General features: G+C 35.3%; 11 protein-coding genes and 4 pseudogenes. 9 read left to right on the top strand and 6 right to left on the bottom strand.

What is annotated here, in order from left to right; translation table 11 throughout:
• The 3 genes from B806_RS0105070 to B806_RS0105080 all read left to right on the top strand — a co-directional run.
• The coding region (locus B806_RS0105070; RefSeq protein ID WP_017402711.1) for an IS5/IS1182 family transposase at positions 1-297 on the top strand (297 nt) is incomplete at its 5' end.
• 796 nt (positions 298-1093) lie between these two features.
• The gene (locus B806_RS0105075; protein WP_000104830.1) at positions 1094-1870 is read left to right on the top strand and encodes a ParA family protein; all 777 of its coding nucleotides are present in this window, start codon (positions 1094-1096) and stop codon (positions 1868-1870) included.
• An 18-nt stretch (positions 1871-1888) separates the two neighbouring features.
• A complete protein-coding gene (locus tag B806_RS0105080) occupies positions 1889-2788 on the top strand; it encodes a ParB/RepB/Spo0J family partition protein (protein WP_005130172.1) in 900 nt (299 codons plus the stop codon).
• 213 nt (positions 2789-3001) lie between these two features.
• Here B806_RS0105080 and B806_RS0105085 read toward each other — a convergent pair whose 3' ends face one another.
• Positions 3002-3934: an IS5 family transposase gene (locus B806_RS0105085; RefSeq protein ID WP_001040033.1), complete on the bottom strand. Its 933-nt coding sequence runs from the start codon at positions 3932-3934 to the stop codon at positions 3002-3004.
• 221 nt (positions 3935-4155) lie between these two features.
• Here B806_RS0105085 and B806_RS0105090 point away from each other — a divergent pair.
• Positions 4156-4773: pseudogene (locus tag B806_RS0105090) on the top strand (alkaline phosphatase); the annotation flags it as partial.
• A 573-nt stretch (positions 4774-5346) separates the two neighbouring features.
• Here B806_RS0105090 and B806_RS20000 read toward each other — a convergent pair.
• From B806_RS20000 to B806_RS19215, 5 genes and pseudogenes are all read right to left on the bottom strand, one after another.
• Positions 5347-6612: pseudogene (locus B806_RS20000) on the bottom strand (type II toxin-antitoxin system HipA family toxin).
• Positions 6612-6917 carry a helix-turn-helix transcriptional regulator gene (locus tag B806_RS0105105; protein ID WP_005130167.1) on the bottom strand — a complete coding sequence of 102 codons (306 nt, stop codon included), beginning with the start codon at positions 6915-6917 and terminating at the stop codon, positions 6612-6614. The pseudogene B806_RS20000 and the gene B806_RS0105105 overlap by 1 nt, the downstream one beginning before the upstream one ends.
• A gap of 916 nt (positions 6918-7833) precedes the next feature.
• Positions 7834-8090, bottom strand: a pseudogene (locus B806_RS20200) (hypothetical protein).
• 337 nt (positions 8091-8427) lie between these two features.
• Positions 8428-9024 carry a putative adenosine monophosphate-protein transferase Fic gene (locus tag B806_RS0105115; RefSeq protein WP_002125876.1) on the bottom strand — a complete coding sequence of 199 codons (597 nt, stop codon included), beginning with the start codon at positions 9022-9024 and terminating at the stop codon, positions 8428-8430.
• A 12-nt stretch (positions 9025-9036) separates the two neighbouring features.
• Positions 9037-9204 (bottom strand): YhfG family protein, encoded by a 168-nt coding sequence (locus B806_RS19215; protein ID WP_002125865.1) that lies wholly within the window; start codon positions 9202-9204, stop codon positions 9037-9039.
• A 274-nt stretch (positions 9205-9478) separates the two neighbouring features.
• Here B806_RS19215 and B806_RS0105125 point away from each other — a divergent pair, with 274 nt between their 5' ends.
• From B806_RS0105125 to B806_RS19875, 5 genes and pseudogenes are all read left to right on the top strand, one after another.
• On the top strand, positions 9479-9943 hold the full coding sequence (locus tag B806_RS0105125) for a hypothetical protein (RefSeq protein ID WP_000911011.1): 465 nt from the start codon (positions 9479-9481) through the stop codon (positions 9941-9943).
• 12 nt (positions 9944-9955) lie between these two features.
• Entirely contained in the window at positions 9956-12298 is a 2343-nt protein-coding gene (locus B806_RS0105130; RefSeq protein ID WP_002125863.1) for a hypothetical protein, read from the top strand.
• A gap of 4 nt (positions 12299-12302) precedes the next feature.
• Positions 12303-15503 carry a site-specific integrase gene (locus B806_RS0105135; protein ID WP_002125867.1) on the top strand — a complete coding sequence of 1067 codons (3201 nt, stop codon included), beginning with the start codon at positions 12303-12305 and terminating at the stop codon, positions 15501-15503.
• 191 nt (positions 15504-15694) lie between these two features.
• Positions 15695-16146 (top strand): annotated as a pseudogene (locus B806_RS19220) (hypothetical protein).
• A gap of 72 nt (positions 16147-16218) precedes the next feature.
• The gene (locus B806_RS19875; RefSeq protein ID WP_162137887.1) at positions 16219-16380 is read left to right on the top strand and encodes a hypothetical protein; all 162 of its coding nucleotides are present in this window, start codon (positions 16219-16221) and stop codon (positions 16378-16380) included.
• Positions 16381-16502 lie beyond the last annotated feature (122 nt).

Here is a 16502-nt window from a genome sequence, read left to right on the forward strand (position 1 = left end):
CATGCAGTGATTCCACCAAGAAAAAATGCGAAGCCATGGAAAGATAAAAAGATGAGCTCGCTAGAACGCAATGAGTTGCTTCGAACAGTTAAACGTTTAGGAAGAACTATTTGGAAGAAATGGTCAGGCTATCATCGGCGAAGTTTGGTTGAAACCAAGATGCATTGCATCAAATTATTGGGGGATAAACTCAGTGCGAGAAATTTTCAAAGCCAAGTCAATGAGATTCATGCACGTATGGCAGTATTAAATAAATTTACGGACTTAGGCAGACCACATACCCGAGTTGTCACTTAAATTTGGCTCAATTAGGATCGCTTCTATCTTTCAAACCTTTATGCAACAAAGCCCTATTAAAGTGCAATTTTGGTACTATTCAGCCTTATGGTGGAATAAATATAAAAATAAACACTTTTAAGTGACAGTTCTTCCACCTTTGATAATTCATCTGTGTCGCTCAAGCAATCAATTTGAAAGTAGGAATAGCCTACAGCACCACTAAAGTGGAATTACTCAACATATACTCCACCATTAAAGTGACAAGCCTTCCACCATTCCGATATTCTTGACTATCAAACATCATGTTATCAATTAAATTTTATACAAATATTTTATCCACAGAATAAAAAACATCTAATGACAAGTCTTCCACCTTTATTTCAATAAAAACAAACTTATCAACATCACAAGCAGTTGAATTGTATTGTTTTAAATTAAAAAATACACATTAAAATAAATCACAATGACAAGTCTTCCACCATAGTGACAAACCTTCCACTTATCAGTGACAAACCTTCCACTTATTAGTGACAAACCTTCCACTTATCAGTGACAGGCCTTCCACTTATTAGTGACAAACCTTCCACTTTAAAAAATCTATCTAATTGTTTTTTAAACAAATAAAACTTGTTTAATTATAATTAACTAATTAATACTAATTAAAATTAGCTAGCTATATTTTTTAAAAAAGTTAAGAAATGTTTTTCCCACATCTTTTGAATTCAAAAGATAAAAATATGACAAAGGAACTGTAGCAAGTTGCTACAAATATCTTTATATTAAATGAAATCAAAGTAAATTCCTTAAGACAAATATGTCAACTAAAATCATTGCTGTAGCTAATCATAAAGGTGGTTGCGGGAAAACAACTACTGTAGTACATCTTGCTTCAGAGCTTGCTGAATTAGGAAATAAGGTCTTAGTAATTGATCTGGATCCACAAGCAAATGCAAGTTTACATATAGGATTAAGACACCCTAGCGAAGTTGAAACTACATCAGCTGAATTACTTATTGGTGATATAAGTCTATTATCGGAAGCATTAGAAGAAGAAACAAAATTTAAAAATGTTTCCTTAATATATGGCTCATTAACTCTTGGTAAAACTGAAGATCAATTGAAAGATGATGCACCAAGACCATCCGAGGAACTTTCAAATAAATTGGAAATTCTAGAAGGATTATATGACTACATTCTTATTGATTGCCCTCCTAGCTTAAAATTACTAACCAGCAATGCTTTAGCCGCTTCGACACATGTTATTGTTCCAATTGAATCTGGTTCACAATACGGTCTCTATGGTGTTACTGATTTAATTAATCATTTAAGTAAAATTAGAAGAGTTAACCCTGAATTAGAACTCTTAGGTGCTTTATTAATTAAACATGATGAGCGTCAGAATGTATGTAAATTAATAAAAGATGAAGCATTTAATCAAGTTGGAGAATTATTGCATACCACAATTCCAATGAGCACTAAGGTTAATCAAGCTGCAATTTTGCAACAACCTTTATTATCTGTTGATAAAAACTCAAAAGTTCGAAAAGCTTTTGAAACTTTAGCACAAGAAATTGTTCAGCGTGTCGGATAATATAATTCTGGAAATACTATGGTAAGTAATAAAGAGCTATTGGCTAAACGTCTTCAGCAAAATACTCAAAAGCATCAACATGCCCAAAAGGAGCATATTAACGATGTCAAAGAGCTAAGACGTAATGTACAAATTACAGATATTCAGGCTAGCCCTAACCAGCCTCGAAAACTCTTTAATCAACAAGATATTGAAGATTTAGCAGCATCAATTGAAGAAATTGGGCTATTACAACCAATTGCAGTTCGTAGAATAAATGATAAATATGAGTTGATTGCTGGTGAAAGACGATTGAAAGCCCACCAATTTCTCAATAAGAATACCATTGAAGTAATCATTATTGATGCATCGGATGAAGAAGCTGCTTTATTAACATTAGCTGAAAATTTAAAGCGAGAAGATCTGACAGATTATGAAATATATGTTGGATTAACTTCTTTGGATGAAAAATTAAAAAAAAATAAGCAGAAGTTAGCAAAGTCATTAGGTTTGAATCGTGAAGATATGTATAAATATTTATCTTATGAAAAATTACCTGGAGAGTTGATTGAAGATTTGGAGAAACAGCCGTCATTATTAGCACGGACCGCTGCTACAGCAGTGAAAAAGTTTCTATCAGATCATGATGAAAACCATGAAAAAGCTAAAGAAGCATTATTCGAAGCATGGTCAAAATTGCTTAAAAAAGAAGTTGAACAGACAAAACTGGCATCACTAGCTGAAAAAATCTTTAAGTCAAGAGAAACGAAAGAAGTAATTCAAACTTCAATTGTACATAAAATTGAATATGATGGGAAAGTTGCTGGTAATATCAAATTTGACCATAATACATTAAAGGTATCTTTAAAAATGGGCCAATTTGATGATCAAAATTTACAAGAATTAAAAGCTTTCCTAAAACGAATGTTAGAAAAATAAAGTAAAAAAATAGTGTAGCAAGTTGCTACACTATTTTTTGCAATTAGGAAAATTTATATAAGTAGTCATAATAATATTTTCATAAATTTGTCATGTAAATTGAATGTTTAAAGCGTATTTTTCGACCATCCTAAGATGAGTTGATGCAATGCTTTGGCATAGGCTTTGTTGCATAAAGCCTTTGAAGGTAAAGTTTTCCTAAGTTGCTAAAATTTAGGTTACAACTTGGGTATGAGGTCTGCCTAATTCTGTAAATTTATTTAATACGGCTACACGTGCATGGATCTCATTCACTTGGCTGTCAAAATTCCTTGAGTAGAGTTTATCGCCTAATAATTTGATGCAATGCATCTTGGTTTCGACCAAACTTCGCCGATGATAACCAGACCACTTTTTCCAAAGGGCTCTTCCTAGACGCTTAACTGTTTTTAGTAATTCATTTCTCTCTTGCGAATGAACTTTTGTATCTTTCCACGGTTTCGCATTTTTTCTTGGCGGAATCACCGCATATGCTTGACGATCTGAGATCACTCGTCTGCAGCATTTAGTGTCATAGGCTCCATCGGTATAGACAGAATCTACTCGCTCATCAAGTGGTATTTGACCAAGTAAATCACCGAGCACCTGTGAATCACTGATATTGTTCGTTGTGAGCTGAACTGCACGTATTTGCAGCGTTTCAGCATCTATACCAATGTGAAGCTTACGCCATTGTCGACGATATTCAGGCTGATGTTTCTTCCGTTTCCATTCACCTTCGCCCAAAAACTTTAAACCAGTTGAATCTACGAGTAGATGTAGACCATTGCTACTTTTTTGGTAGCTAATCGCAATATCAATATGTTTTTGTCTTCTGCAAAGCGTCGTATAGTCTGGCGCTGTCCAATCTAATCCGCAAAGTTTAATCAGGCTTTGTACAAAGCCAGTGACCATGCGTAGAGAAAGACGAAATATGGATTTAATCATTAAGCAGCATTGGATGGCTGTATCGGAATAAGTTTGATTTCGACCATGTTGGCTTTTTGGTTGAGCATACCATTGTGTTTTGGGATCAAACCAAATGGCAATATTCCCACGATTAATGAGAGCTCGGTTGTATGTGGGCCAATTGGTTGTACGGTAGATTTTAGGTGTAGGCTTATTCATCTCAAAATTATATTGTGGAATAAGCCTTTAGAGATAGGTTTGTGCAACAAAGCCTTTGGCATAAGAAAAAATTTAATAAAAAATTAATAAGTTTGGCATGGTGTAGTTTGGGCACAGTTATTTTGACGGGCTGTCAAAGTCCTGCTTTAGTTCAATCAACTTCTACTTCAGTACAACCATCAAAACAGCCTCAACGTGTGGTTTTTTTCTTGGGAGATGGAATGGGTATCACGACACTAACAGCTGTACGAATTTATGCTGTTGGTGAAGATTGCCAACTGCCAATAGATCAACTGCCAGAGTCAGCATTTGTTCGTACTTTCTCAGAAGTTGCACAGGTTACAGATAGCGCACCATCGATGGGTGCCTATATGACAGGTGTAAAAATGAAAAATGAAGTGATATCCATGCAGACTGGAACAATTGCAGTAGAACCAAATCAGACCGGAAATCATCAATGTGGAACCAATCCTCAGATCCAAAATAAGCAAGACACCCAAACTTTACTCGAATTGGCCAAAGCACGAGGTTGGGGTACAGGGGTAGTCACAACAACTCGCATTACGCATGCTACACCAGCATCGACTTATGCTCATATTTGTCATCGTGATGCTGAAAATGACATAGCATCCCAATTAGTACCAAGTTCGCAAGGTGATATCTATCAGCGTTATAACGTCAAATTAAAAGATGGGGTTGATGTGATTCTAGGCGGGGGTAAGCGTCAATTTCTGCCGAAAGATCAAGGGGGAGAACGGATAGACCAACGGAATTTGATCGCAGAAATGCAACAAGCAGGCTATCGAATGGTCTATGATCAAACTCAACTCTCCCAGATGAAGTTAGGAAAGATAACACTAAATATAAAAAAAATGGAATAAATAATTTACAAAGTTATTATTTTTAATCTGATGTTTGTTTTATATGGGGATGATAATAACTTCTGATTACTAGTTTTTACCTTAAATATAACGATTGAAAGATTCATTTAAAGGCTATGAATACATGAGTTTTACAGTTTGGCTAGGTCAGCATGAGTACTTTTCGCAAGATTTAAGATCGACCATGAACGTGATTAAGTTATAGGGGATTGATGAAATAGTTTTTATGAATTTCTGGCTTTCTGGGCTGATTTTATCAAATTCATGTCTATGCAAAATTGCGACATATTTCTCGTGCTGGTAGTTATCCAGAGTTTGGTCTGTATCTATCCATAGTGCAGACCTTTTTTTTGGTGATAGTTTTTTCTTAGCGATTTTCGATCTGGATGTAGTGATTTCACGCTTGCAGAACGTATCTTGGCGGTGATCCATCTAATATTCGTGATTATAAAGCGAGCTAATTCACAGGTTCTACAGATTATGTAGCGACTAACTATAAGTTGATGGTTGGCGCTTAGTTTATATTTACGCTTAGGTTTCAGTTAAAAAATCAATATTTTGTTGAATTCGTGATTGAATCATCTCTAGGGTAGATTCTCGAATTTGATGAGGATACAGGCGTTGCGCAATTTGACTAAATTGAAGTGCAATTTCATGCATGGCCAAGATGATCTCATCGACTTCTAGAGTAGTCAGATTCGCTTCTGAAGTACCGAGTTTATGTATGTCATTTCGAGAAATATTGAGCGCTTCTCCCATAATGTCCATTTGATGATAACCACCTGGACCTTCACAGAAGGTCACATCATAGGCTGGAGCCAATTTCCATTGACCATTTTTTGCCATGAGAAAAGAAAAATTCTTGGTATGGTCATCCCGATTATTGAAAAGTACATTAAACACAGCACGTTTAAAAGTATGCAGCCTTTCCGCACATCTTGCGTACACATCAAGGTTGCCCGAAGAAAATTGCGATAGTCTAGGCTACCTGGAACTTTATAGTCTGCTCCGGTATATGCAGCCAAACTCTGCATTGGAATCCGCATGCCATTTTGACGGTCGAATCGTTTAGAAGCAAAAGCCATTAAACCATTGGGCAAATTAAAAAAATGGGTGTCTGGAGTCTCGATTGCACAAAGTCGCAAACATTTTGCATAGACGGCTTCAATGGCGCAGACTTCAGGATACTCTTGCTGAGCAGGAAACTTAATCAGCCAGGCTTCATTTTGATCAGAAGCTTGCGTCGAAAACTCAAAATTGACAGGATTTCGGTAAACCAATGCTTTGGATCTGGCACCTTGGGGGGAGCCACCCATGACCAGCAAATGTTGTAAAAAATTCGCCACCTTCTCCTTTGAGGACTTCTTGGACTTCCTGTGCCAATTGCGGCAGGGGAATATTCTCTGAAGTTTGCATCTCTGCGACACAGGGTTCAAAGGAGAGAGCACCCATTGCATGGGTGCTAATATAAGTTAGACGTTCCAAAGGGCTGATTCGTGCCGGATGCAGTCCAATTTTTCGAAAATATCGATCCATTAATAACATGCCCCAACCATCCGGCAAAGCATCATAGACTGGACCAGGTAATCCCATTTGATAAGTAGGAAAACCCTGTCTCAGTGGTAGACCTTTTAAAGGGAGTAAATAAGAAGAGAGCTGAACACCTCGCTGTATTGCTTCTGGACTATATTCAAAAGCAATAGTGGGTCTACCTGTGGTGGCTGTTGAACTAATCAGCGTTCCCCATAACCATGATTCGCCCCAACCATTGTAATAAACATTAAGACTGTTGAGCATTATCCCTTCCTCTTAATACGCTGGTGCTTACTTTGACTTTCATAGCGTAGAATATCTTTTACACTGTTAAGCTGAGGTTGAAACAGCTCCTGAAGTTTGTTTAATCGACCCAAGACCATTGCAATACGGACTAAATTTTCAACAGATACATTTCGTGCCGCTTCAAGATTCGAAACCGTATTCACGCCGACACCAGCGCGTGCTGCAACCTCAGCTTGAGACATCTCCAAAAAGAGTCGTTGCTTACGTAAACGCTCACCTAAAAGCGTCACGACTTCTTCGGGTTTAGTGAAATATAAATCCATTAAATTGGGTCTTAAACTTTAATAATTTAATTAAACCACAAAATAATGGAATTAATTTATAGCTATAGTGTGGTTGAGGAGGGCTTTGTTGCACAGCACTTCGGAAGGTAGGTTTGGTCCTTGGGTATCGGTTACAGAAATTCATCAGGATGTACTTTGACTGATTGTTGATAAGGAAATCACAGTATTTTCATTTTTCCTTTTTGGTCACATTACTTAGAAAGGGTTCTTCGAAAAGTAGTTCATATTTTAAAAATCTTATAAATATTGAGGATTTTTTCTTAAATGCTTTCAACATAGCATGCGGCGATATGTAACTCGTACGGGCTTAATCTGCCTTTTAGTGTAAATTTTTTGGGCATGAGAGGGGCAGAGGTGTGGGGGCAAGCAATTTATATCGTGGATACTTCTAAATCATTTATGTAATAGAATGAGCTAAGCATGGATTTAGGGTAATAACACTAAATCTAAAAAAATTGGAAGAATAATTTATTAAATTATTGTTTTTATGTGGTTGTTAGTGAAGTTATGAATAATAATAACTTTTTTCTTGATGAGTTTTATCTAAAAAATTGATCGGATAATTTCTTTAAATGTCATGTATCCATAAATTTGACAGTTTGAAGATATCGGTATGTGCATTTTTCACAAGGTTAAAGATTGACCATAAATGTGATAAACGGTAGGGGATCATTGAAAAATGAATGGATTTAAACACTACATGTATGCAGGAAAAAATATCGCTGCGGTTCTGCTGACAGGCTGTATTGAGCATTGAATGCAAATGATGTAGTGATTGTCTACATGCTATAAGACCAGCATGATGAAGAATGAAATGTAGTTGCCAATATCTAACCTGGGTTGAAAAGTATAGCGTTGTTATTTGGAGAAGTGAGGTGAGCCATCCTTCTCTTATTCACTTAAAATGATACTTACTCAACTGATCTCCACTCATGGGCTGGTTCCAATTAGACGGATAATAACTTCCATCCCCTATTTTTACTTACCACATTTCTTGCATTTAATCCCTTCTTTGGAGATGTGATTCAGCATCACCGTTGCCAATTGAATCAAATCAATGGCATTGTTCGTTGGTTCAAGAAAAGCAGAAGAGGCTGCTTTATTGCAAAAGAGAACATTCGGATCAAATGGATTGGATTACACAAAAGCCATAAAATAGCCATAGATCAATTCACTTGCATGTAATCTGTAACATCCATTCAGGTCATCAGACATTGATTAATCACTAAACACCATAAATTTATGTATAGGCGAACTTTGTTGAGACATATGTTGATAAAAATGCGGCAAGTTACATTGCTTAAAGGTCTATCTAAGTTAACGATCTATTCAATTCTGGATAAGTAATCTGCATATTACGATCCTAAATTACCCGAAGAGTATTAAGATTTTTAAGAATCGTGTTTGTTGGTTTATTTGGGAAATTAATCAGTGGATTGAAGCAAAGATGATGGCTCATTAAGGATTGTGGGCTCTGACTACTTAAATTTTAGGTATTTTGAATAAAGGATATTTCAAAAATCTTAATTAATGGATTTAAATTACCATAAAAACCTTCAATATTGGCTTGAATCCATTGTTGTTGAGAGTCAATGCGAGACCAATCAATACCATAACCACAATGAGCAATCAGATGCTCAAAGAAAATCCGTTGTGTACGTCCATTACCTTCACGGAATGGGTGTATGACATTAAGCTCACAATACAAGTCGGCAAGTTGAGGAATCAGTTGTTGTGGTGCTAAGCCTTGAAAGTATTTTTTTTCTTGAAGCGGTTTGAGTAGTTTATTGGTTTCAATTTCAATACGGGAAAAATTACAAAAACGGGTGTCACCTTTGGAAATATCGATTTGTCTTAACTTTCCTGCCCAGTCGTATAAGTCGCCAAAGAGCTGCGCATGAATTGATTTTAAGTATTGTAAGTCGTAAGGTGGTTCAGCATATTCAATTAAGTTACTTGCCAATCCAGACAGTGCTAGTTCAGCTTGTTCTAAAATTTGTTCATCATGAATATTGAGTTTGTTCTTTAGGATATTTGTGCCAGGGTAACAATACAGGCTGTCACCCATTTCCCCATATTTATCCATACATGCACCTGACTAAGTTTCGGGTTGCGAATACTTCTTATATTTTTGCAAGATTTCAGCTTTACTTTGTTGAGTTGTTTGAGCTGTCGTTGTAATGCCTTCAAGCTTTAGGCTGGCTTGATAGTTTTGCGCACGTGTCGCTTGAATATATTTTTTTTTCTGTTCAGTGGTTCTGAGCATTTCGAAACTCCATTGATGCTACACGTGAAGTAAGTATAGCAGAGAATCTTTTTGATCAATGCTGCATACACAGCATTTCAAAATGTAATACAACGGTATTGTTTCATGTAATAACAGAAAACTAAAAAAAAGTGGAAGAATTTTTAAAATTTAGACCACCCATGATAAGTAAACCATATGTATTTGTTGATAATTGTAATTTTGAGAAAATTTAGTTGATAAATTAAATGAATTTTAATATACAAAGATATGCTCATTTTTTATATCGATAAAAATGTTAAAATTTGACTATTTAGTAAAAAATATAGAGATATTTATGGGGCAATTTATCATGCCCTTTTGCTTTGAGCGACAAAATGTTCAATTTAAGATAGTAAAAATTAACTCAGAACTACTGAAAATCAAAAAGATTAAACAGAGCCAGAAAGTAGTAGTACAAGCAAAGTTCAAAATAATCTATGTGAAAATTTGGCAAAAAATATTGCTATTAATGCAAACGGAGCCATGCTTACGTGTACATTCTAATTATGTTGCAATCTTACAGTTGATACATAATCTTGATGATTTTATCGAAAAATCACAGCAACACTTGTGCTTTGAGAGAAAAGCTCAGAAAGAGCTGGATGCTAAATTTTTTGCTAGATTTTTTAAGCTGACAAAGAGTTCAATAAAAGATCAACTTTTACCAAATTGTTCAGATCGTAATGAATTTAACCAATGCAATTTGATAAAAAATTAAGCGAAAGCGAATATGCCAAAGATTGAAACAGAAGAGCAATTCTTAGATTTAGCAGAAAAATTTAAACAAGATTATTGTCTATTACATGATGATGTTGTGAATACACAATTTGTCGATCTATCAGATGATTTACGTGAAAAAGCCCACGCTCTATATAAGGAAGCGCAACAGATATATGGCTATATATCTAGCTCTAGACAATTAGGTAAATATTATTTTCTAGCTTCTTTAAGTTATTTTGCATGTCCAGATACTAGTAATACACAAGAGCTGTCATCGCAACGTTATTTGATTCTACAAGCGAGTTTTTTAACATATCGGCAGTATCAAGAATTTGCAAAAATTGCTAAAGCTGAGAATAAGCAAAAACATGTTTGTGACCTCCTACGCTATGTCTCACGATATGTGCTGGATTCTAATAATGCTGAATTATTTCATGAATGTAGTAAGCTGCTAAATTGTTATGTCACGTACGAACGTAATTTGAAAAAAGAGGATCGTAATCAACTTTTTAATATTAAAAATTTCAAAAAAGTACAAGTCATAGAGTATTTATCGGCTCTATTAATAATTTTTAAAAGACTTGATGATCGTCGTGTTGTTCATCGTCAGCGTAAGTCAAAAAAAAGCAAAGTTTTGCAATGGCCAACTAAAATTGAACTCAAAAAATTTCGTGAAATAAAATCTGGTAAGTATGAAGATATCGGACATAACGCAAAGATCAGTTTTTATGATGCCTCTCTTCACAAAGATGAAGATGGTGAAATTGAGTTATTGGACATTGAAGTAGAATTATACTCAGAAGATGAAAAAACTAAAAATTTTAATCATTTAATTAGTGATTATACTGCATATTACACGCGGCATCGCCAACGCCGTCATGTGCCATTTATTACAAATCCTTATTATTTAGCACCAGATGTACTGAAGCAAATTGTTTATGTGTTGAGAACTGAGTTAAATGCGGACTGGGATAAGGCTGCAATCGCTGCCGCATGTTTATTGTCACTTTTGACTGGATTATCTCCCATAGCACTGATGGATTTTAACGAGCTCATACAAGATGGTGTTTTGATCCAGAATGGTTCAAGAAAACGACGGGAATATTTACTTAATTTAAATTTGAAAGTTACCGAGCAGAAAATTAAGAGTTTAAAGCCTGTGCGTTGGAATGAAGAGATGACTCACCAACTACATCTACCTGCGGCATGGTTTGACTACATAGAACAAGCATCGAATCCAAAGATCTCTTCAGGAGATATTAATTCCGAACTTAAGAAGTGGTTTGCTAATCAGTATGTGGGTACTATCACCGTTGAAAAACTTCAGGCCCAATTATATTTTCATATATATTATGAAACCTATAATGAATATCTTACTCATGTGATTGCGAGGCGGGATATCAAGCATGATGTGCCAGGTATTTATTACGGAGGACTTCCCAAAGCTCAGCTTGATAGCAGCTATTTAGCTTTTTTGGAATCAGCACTTACACCACATTCTAAGGAACTTACAGAAGACACGGCTGAACTCAAAATATTACAACAACAATTCAAAGTGCAATCTGCATCTAAAGGGAGGGTAGGGAGTCAACTGGCACTTGAACCCAGTTTTGTGAAAGAGCAATTTGCTTTTTTACATAGACATTGCCAAGAAAATATTCAAAAAGATCAACATATCATTAATCAATTGAATGCATACGCGTGTTGGATGTGGCATGTTAGCTTGCTAAGCATGGCCAGACGGCCTAATAAAAATCTGTTGGGGAATTTGGAAGATTATTGTTTTGAGCTTAAAATTCTATATGTAAACGATAAAAAGAATAGCAAGGTAAGAAAGGATGGACGATTTATCCCGCTATCCGATTTCTTCTTAAAAGCACTGCAAAATTACACTGTATTTTTAAAACAAATAATTGAACTGTATAGCCCACTTTTAAAACAAGTATTTGCAAAGAAAAAAATTGCGCTCAATGACTTATTCGGAAAGGTCATTGATAGTAAAGATATCTTGCCGATAACTGTCAAAGAGTGGCAGAGCAGGAAAGTTAAGTTAATCCCTTTATCTCGAAACTGGGTAAATTTATATATGGAAGGAATCTTTCCAAAGAATATGTATTCGAATTGGTTACGTCATTTTGATATGAATTTTTTGATGTATGCAGAAGAAAAAGAAGAAAAAAAAACTGCTTTAGCATTCCATTTAATTCAGGCTCTTTATGGTCATGACCAACGTGACCGAGAGGCTTTTCATCCGTATTCTTCACTTATTCCGAATGTCTATGTACAGCAAGTCCGCCAGCAATTGCAAGATAATGTCAAATCTTTATCGATTAAACACTTAGAGCGAAAATAGTTGTATGCAAAAAATCAAAGAACTAATAAAACCACAACTAGACGGTCTATTTGTTGATATTCAGAAATTGGTGAAAAAGTCGCAAGAAAGACAGCCTTCTTTACCTGAAGTATTGACGCAAGACATGCAGCAAAAACTTGATCAGCAGATCGCCGAAAAATGGCATGACATTAAAGATAGTGTTGATTGTTTGAGTCAAAAATTGAGCCGAGATGAACAATCTAAACTGATGCAATTTACTGAAGATGAATTTAATAAAAGAAGAAGGCAATTCAACCAGAATGTAGATAAAAAATCATACAGAATTAGGCTAAATCCACATACTAAACGGATCGTACTGCCTAGAAAAATTGAGAGTACGGAGTCACGGTTAAAACAAGGGCAGTTACATGCCCAGGTACTCAATGCTTTGAAAGCATATTGGAAAGATTCACTTGGATATTGGGATGACCCTAAATATTTGTGGGGGGATTTATGCTTAAGTTTTATATATATTTCAGGCTGTGCAGATGAACAGCATCTGGTTGCTATTCAGCAGCAATTGCAGGAGGCCGTTGAGCTTGGTACAGATCTGAATTGTTTTCGGTTATACCATTCGGACTACAAAAAAATCACTAATCCATTGTTACTACATTATCGTGTTGAAAACTCTCAATATGGCAACGATGTAGAACAGAGAAAGTTGTACCAATGGAAGCATGTTTTTTTTAACTCATATGCTCAGTTCATCTTGCAATATTTAAAAAAGTTGAAAGCTACTCATAAAGAATATCGTCTGCAACAATCAATTGAAGATTGTATTCTGGAAAGCTTGAGTCGCATGGGACGAAACAAAAGTTTGGGCGATCTGCAATATCAAATTAAACGCCGTGGATTTCGTGCATTTAATGATGTGCAAATGGTACTTGAATTTAATCCAAACCTTAGCCTAGATATATTTTTAAGTAATGTACTTCAGCAAGAGATTAATACTGTCGCCTTACGGCCATCCGAATTTAGATTGCTATGGAGTAATGAACGTAATCAAGTCATGGAACTAGAGAATAGCCCTATTCATTTTGAACAAGAGCAGTTACATCCTGAAGTTCCGACGGCTCAAAGCAAATTACAAACGATTCCGTATGAGTTGATGTTGTTTGATCAAAAGAAACGTAAAGGTCAAAAAGTTGAGCGCTTAGATAAAAAGAGGAATAAAGAAGAACGCACGCTACGTTTTTGGCAAGAAATCAGAAGGGTGTTAGAGGAGAAGATGCGTGATGCAAATACGGAAGAAAAGTCTTTAATTGAAGCCCAATTACGCTTAATTCACTGGTTAGTGCATTTAAAAAAAAGAGGGCTTCAATTATCAACTATTGAAAGCTACTTAGGATCATTTGCTAAAGAATTTATATTTGAAATTTGGCTTAATAAATTGGATTTAAAACAACAATCCATTGATGATTATGAAGATTTATATCGACAGTTGTTGAAATATAGCAGTGAACGAGATGCACAAGCAACTCAACGTGAAGCTGTTAAAGGAAAAACCTCTCGTAAGATGCACCAAACAGCAGAATACCGTTTTGGTCGCCTAAAAGATTTTCATCAATTTTGTATAGATAATTTTAATGCACCAGAGGTATTGGTGTTACAGAATTCAAGTTTTAAGCATTTACAAATTTGCAATGCACGCCTAGTAAGCCCTTTGTTATTTGGCAAGCTATTGGAAAAACTAGAACATTTAAGTCAAGAGCCAACGGCATCAGAGTGGGTCGATCATCTGAGTTGTTTAAAGCTGATGTATTTACTGAGTTATAGAACTGGACTCCGATTAAATGAAGTTCGTTGTCTTAAAATACAAGATATTATTTGCCCAGAGTTACTTTATAAAGAAAAAGAAAATACAGCTTTTAATAATATCACGCTTCATATTCAGAACAATTCATATCGCCGTCTGAAAACGCAAAGTGCAAATCGTCAAATACCATTGAAAATTGCCTTGTCAGAACATGAGTTTTTAGTAGTACAACATTACATACAACATCGTTATGAACAATATTTGTTTAATCAGCAGGATGATCTACTTTTTAGTGTTAATCATCGTGTATTAACGGATCAATGTATCAGCAAAATTACAGTAGAGTTGTTTAACCAAATATTAGGTATGCATCATGGCTTTAGTTTTCATACGTTGCGCCACAGTGCTGCTAACTATCTAGCAATAACTTTGCTGGGCTCAAAAGAAATGATTAAAACATATACAGATTGTCCTTGGGTAAAAGCAAAAAAGATGCGTGATTTATTGTTTGGTGTTAAAGCACGTGCTCATGAAGAGATTATTCAACATAAATGGCAGGTGCTTGCCTCTTGGATGGGGCATAGCAGTATTGAACAAACGGCTTCAAATTATCTTCATGTTTTGGATTTATTAGCAGTCGATCGAATTTACAATTCGCCGTGTATCATTTCAAAAAAAGTCCTAGAACAGTGTTTTGGTCCAGTGAATTCAAGTACAGAGTACATAAACTTAAATCGTTATACTCAGCAGCAGAAATGGTTTAACTCTTATCAGCAAACACAGCCAGTTATGATTGCTGGTCGACAAGAAAAGAAGTTTAGTATCGAGAAGAGTACTCTGACGCCTTTTCAACGTTTGATAAGTTTAAGAGATGGCCGTTCAAGCGAAGATATTCAAGCACAAGAATGGATGCAGCGATGTCAATTTATGAGCACTAAATGGATGGACCCCAAAAATTTTAATTTAAAAACGAAATATGTTAGTAATAAAAATTTAGATGGGGGTTGGTTTGATGAGCTTTACAACAAAGCTAAGAAACTGAAACGTTCTGATGAAATAATTCCTCTCTTTGATTTGCATAACCAACATGATAAGGGGAAAGATATACCTAAAGAGTTGAACGTGGTCAATGCACTTAAGGTATTATTATTATTTGGAAAATTACGTAAAAACTTTCTACATTTTCAATGCATAAAGAAAGATGATGAGCAACAAATTGCTAATTTTATTGCTGGTATAGAGCCAATTATTGGAGATCACCTAAATTTAGACAAACAGAATTATCCAGTCAATCTGGAAGTGCTTGAGAGAACAGTTAAATTTAGTTTTCAAAGAGTTGTTGGCCATAATAAAAAAAATGTTACTCTACTGGTTATATTTAATTTAATGTTAAAAATCATGCAAGAAGATGAACTTTGGTTAAAATAGCCTAAGCAGTTTAAAAAGGGGAATTTAAAAGTTTTAGCATCACAGTTTGATTACTGGATTTTAAACAATAGTGTGAAGATTAGCGCTTTGGTAAATCGATGAGCTAAAGTGTTGTAGTCCAAACTCGATCTGACAGTTACCCATTTTTGAGCTGTTGATTAATTTATCAAAAAAAATCAAGCCACCCACGGGTGGTTTTTTGTTGCGACATTTCACCAGTAACTAACTTTCTTAATGTGAATCATGCTAAGGCAGCGAATGAAGGGAAGCCGTTAGTTGTATTGATGGCACCACAAGAGAAAGATCGTTCGAAGGCTCAAAACCGTTTGTACTGGATTGGCTTAATCAATGGGCTAAAAGTCAAGGTAAAGATAAAGATTACGAGCATCTGTTCTTTAAGAAAAACTTCTTAGCAAAAATCTATGATTGCGATGACGTTGGCCAATACAAGAAAACATTCAAGGCTGTAAGAGAGTTGAAAGATTCTAATCATCCTCTCTACCAAGATGTAGCAAGTGGCCTATGTGAGCTAATGAGCACTACAGACGCAAGTACAGTTCAATTAACCGAATACTTAAACGACATTCATGCTTTCTGTAATAAAAACGGGTGTTATTTGGAAACGCCTGATGATCTTAAGTAGGTGCTTGAATAGTTGCTGATTTCATATTATTAATGTCTCTCACTTTATAAAATGAGAAACTAACAAATGGTAATGAATAATATTGAATATGATGCGGTGGTTGAAAGTGCGAAAATCAAAGCGAAAAGCGATATAACAGTAGCGGTTTTAAATAATGCAGCAAGTACGGGTTTAGTTGCAATTAATGATGCAAGTAAAGAAAAGCTTATTAGAGTTTATCAAAAAACTGCATGATCAGATTGATGAATAATATGAACCGCCCTTAAAGCGGTTTTTTATTGCTAGTAGAATATTTAAGGTACCTTTTCTAATAGGCACATACTATTAAAGTGTTTTTTATTTATTTTTTAGATTGA

The organism is Acinetobacter sp. TG2027, assembly GCF_000302435.1.
GTDB lineage: Bacteria > Pseudomonadota > Gammaproteobacteria > Pseudomonadales > Moraxellaceae > Acinetobacter > Acinetobacter pittii.

Coding starts and splice junctions, on each gene's coding strand:
- B806_RS0105075 (WP_000104830.1), top strand. CDS start 1,094: ATGTCAACTAAAATCATTGCTGTAGCTAATCATAAAGGTGGTTGCGGG.
- B806_RS0105080 (WP_005130172.1), top strand. CDS start 1,889: ATGGTAAGTAATAAAGAGCTATTGGCTAAACGTCTTCAGCAAAATACT.
- B806_RS0105085 (WP_001040033.1), bottom strand. CDS start 3,934: ATGAATAAGCCTACACCTAAAATCTACCGTACAACCAATTGGCCCACA.
- B806_RS0105105 (WP_005130167.1), bottom strand. CDS start 6,917: ATGGATTTATATTTCACTAAACCCGAAGAAGTCGTGACGCTTTTAGGT.
- B806_RS0105115 (WP_002125876.1), bottom strand. CDS start 9,024: ATGGATAAATATGGGGAAATGGGTGACAGCCTGTATTGTTACCCTGGC.
- B806_RS19215 (WP_002125865.1), bottom strand. CDS start 9,204: ATGCTCAGAACCACTGAACAGAAAAAAAAATATATTCAAGCGACACGT.
- B806_RS0105125 (WP_000911011.1), top strand. CDS start 9,479: ATGTTAAAATTTGACTATTTAGTAAAAAATATAGAGATATTTATGGGG.
- B806_RS0105130 (WP_002125863.1), top strand. CDS start 9,956: ATGCCAAAGATTGAAACAGAAGAGCAATTCTTAGATTTAGCAGAAAAA.
- B806_RS0105135 (WP_002125867.1), top strand. CDS start 12,303: ATGCAAAAAATCAAAGAACTAATAAAACCACAACTAGACGGTCTATTT.
- B806_RS19875 (WP_162137887.1), top strand. CDS start 16,219: ATGAATAATATTGAATATGATGCGGTGGTTGAAAGTGCGAAAATCAAA.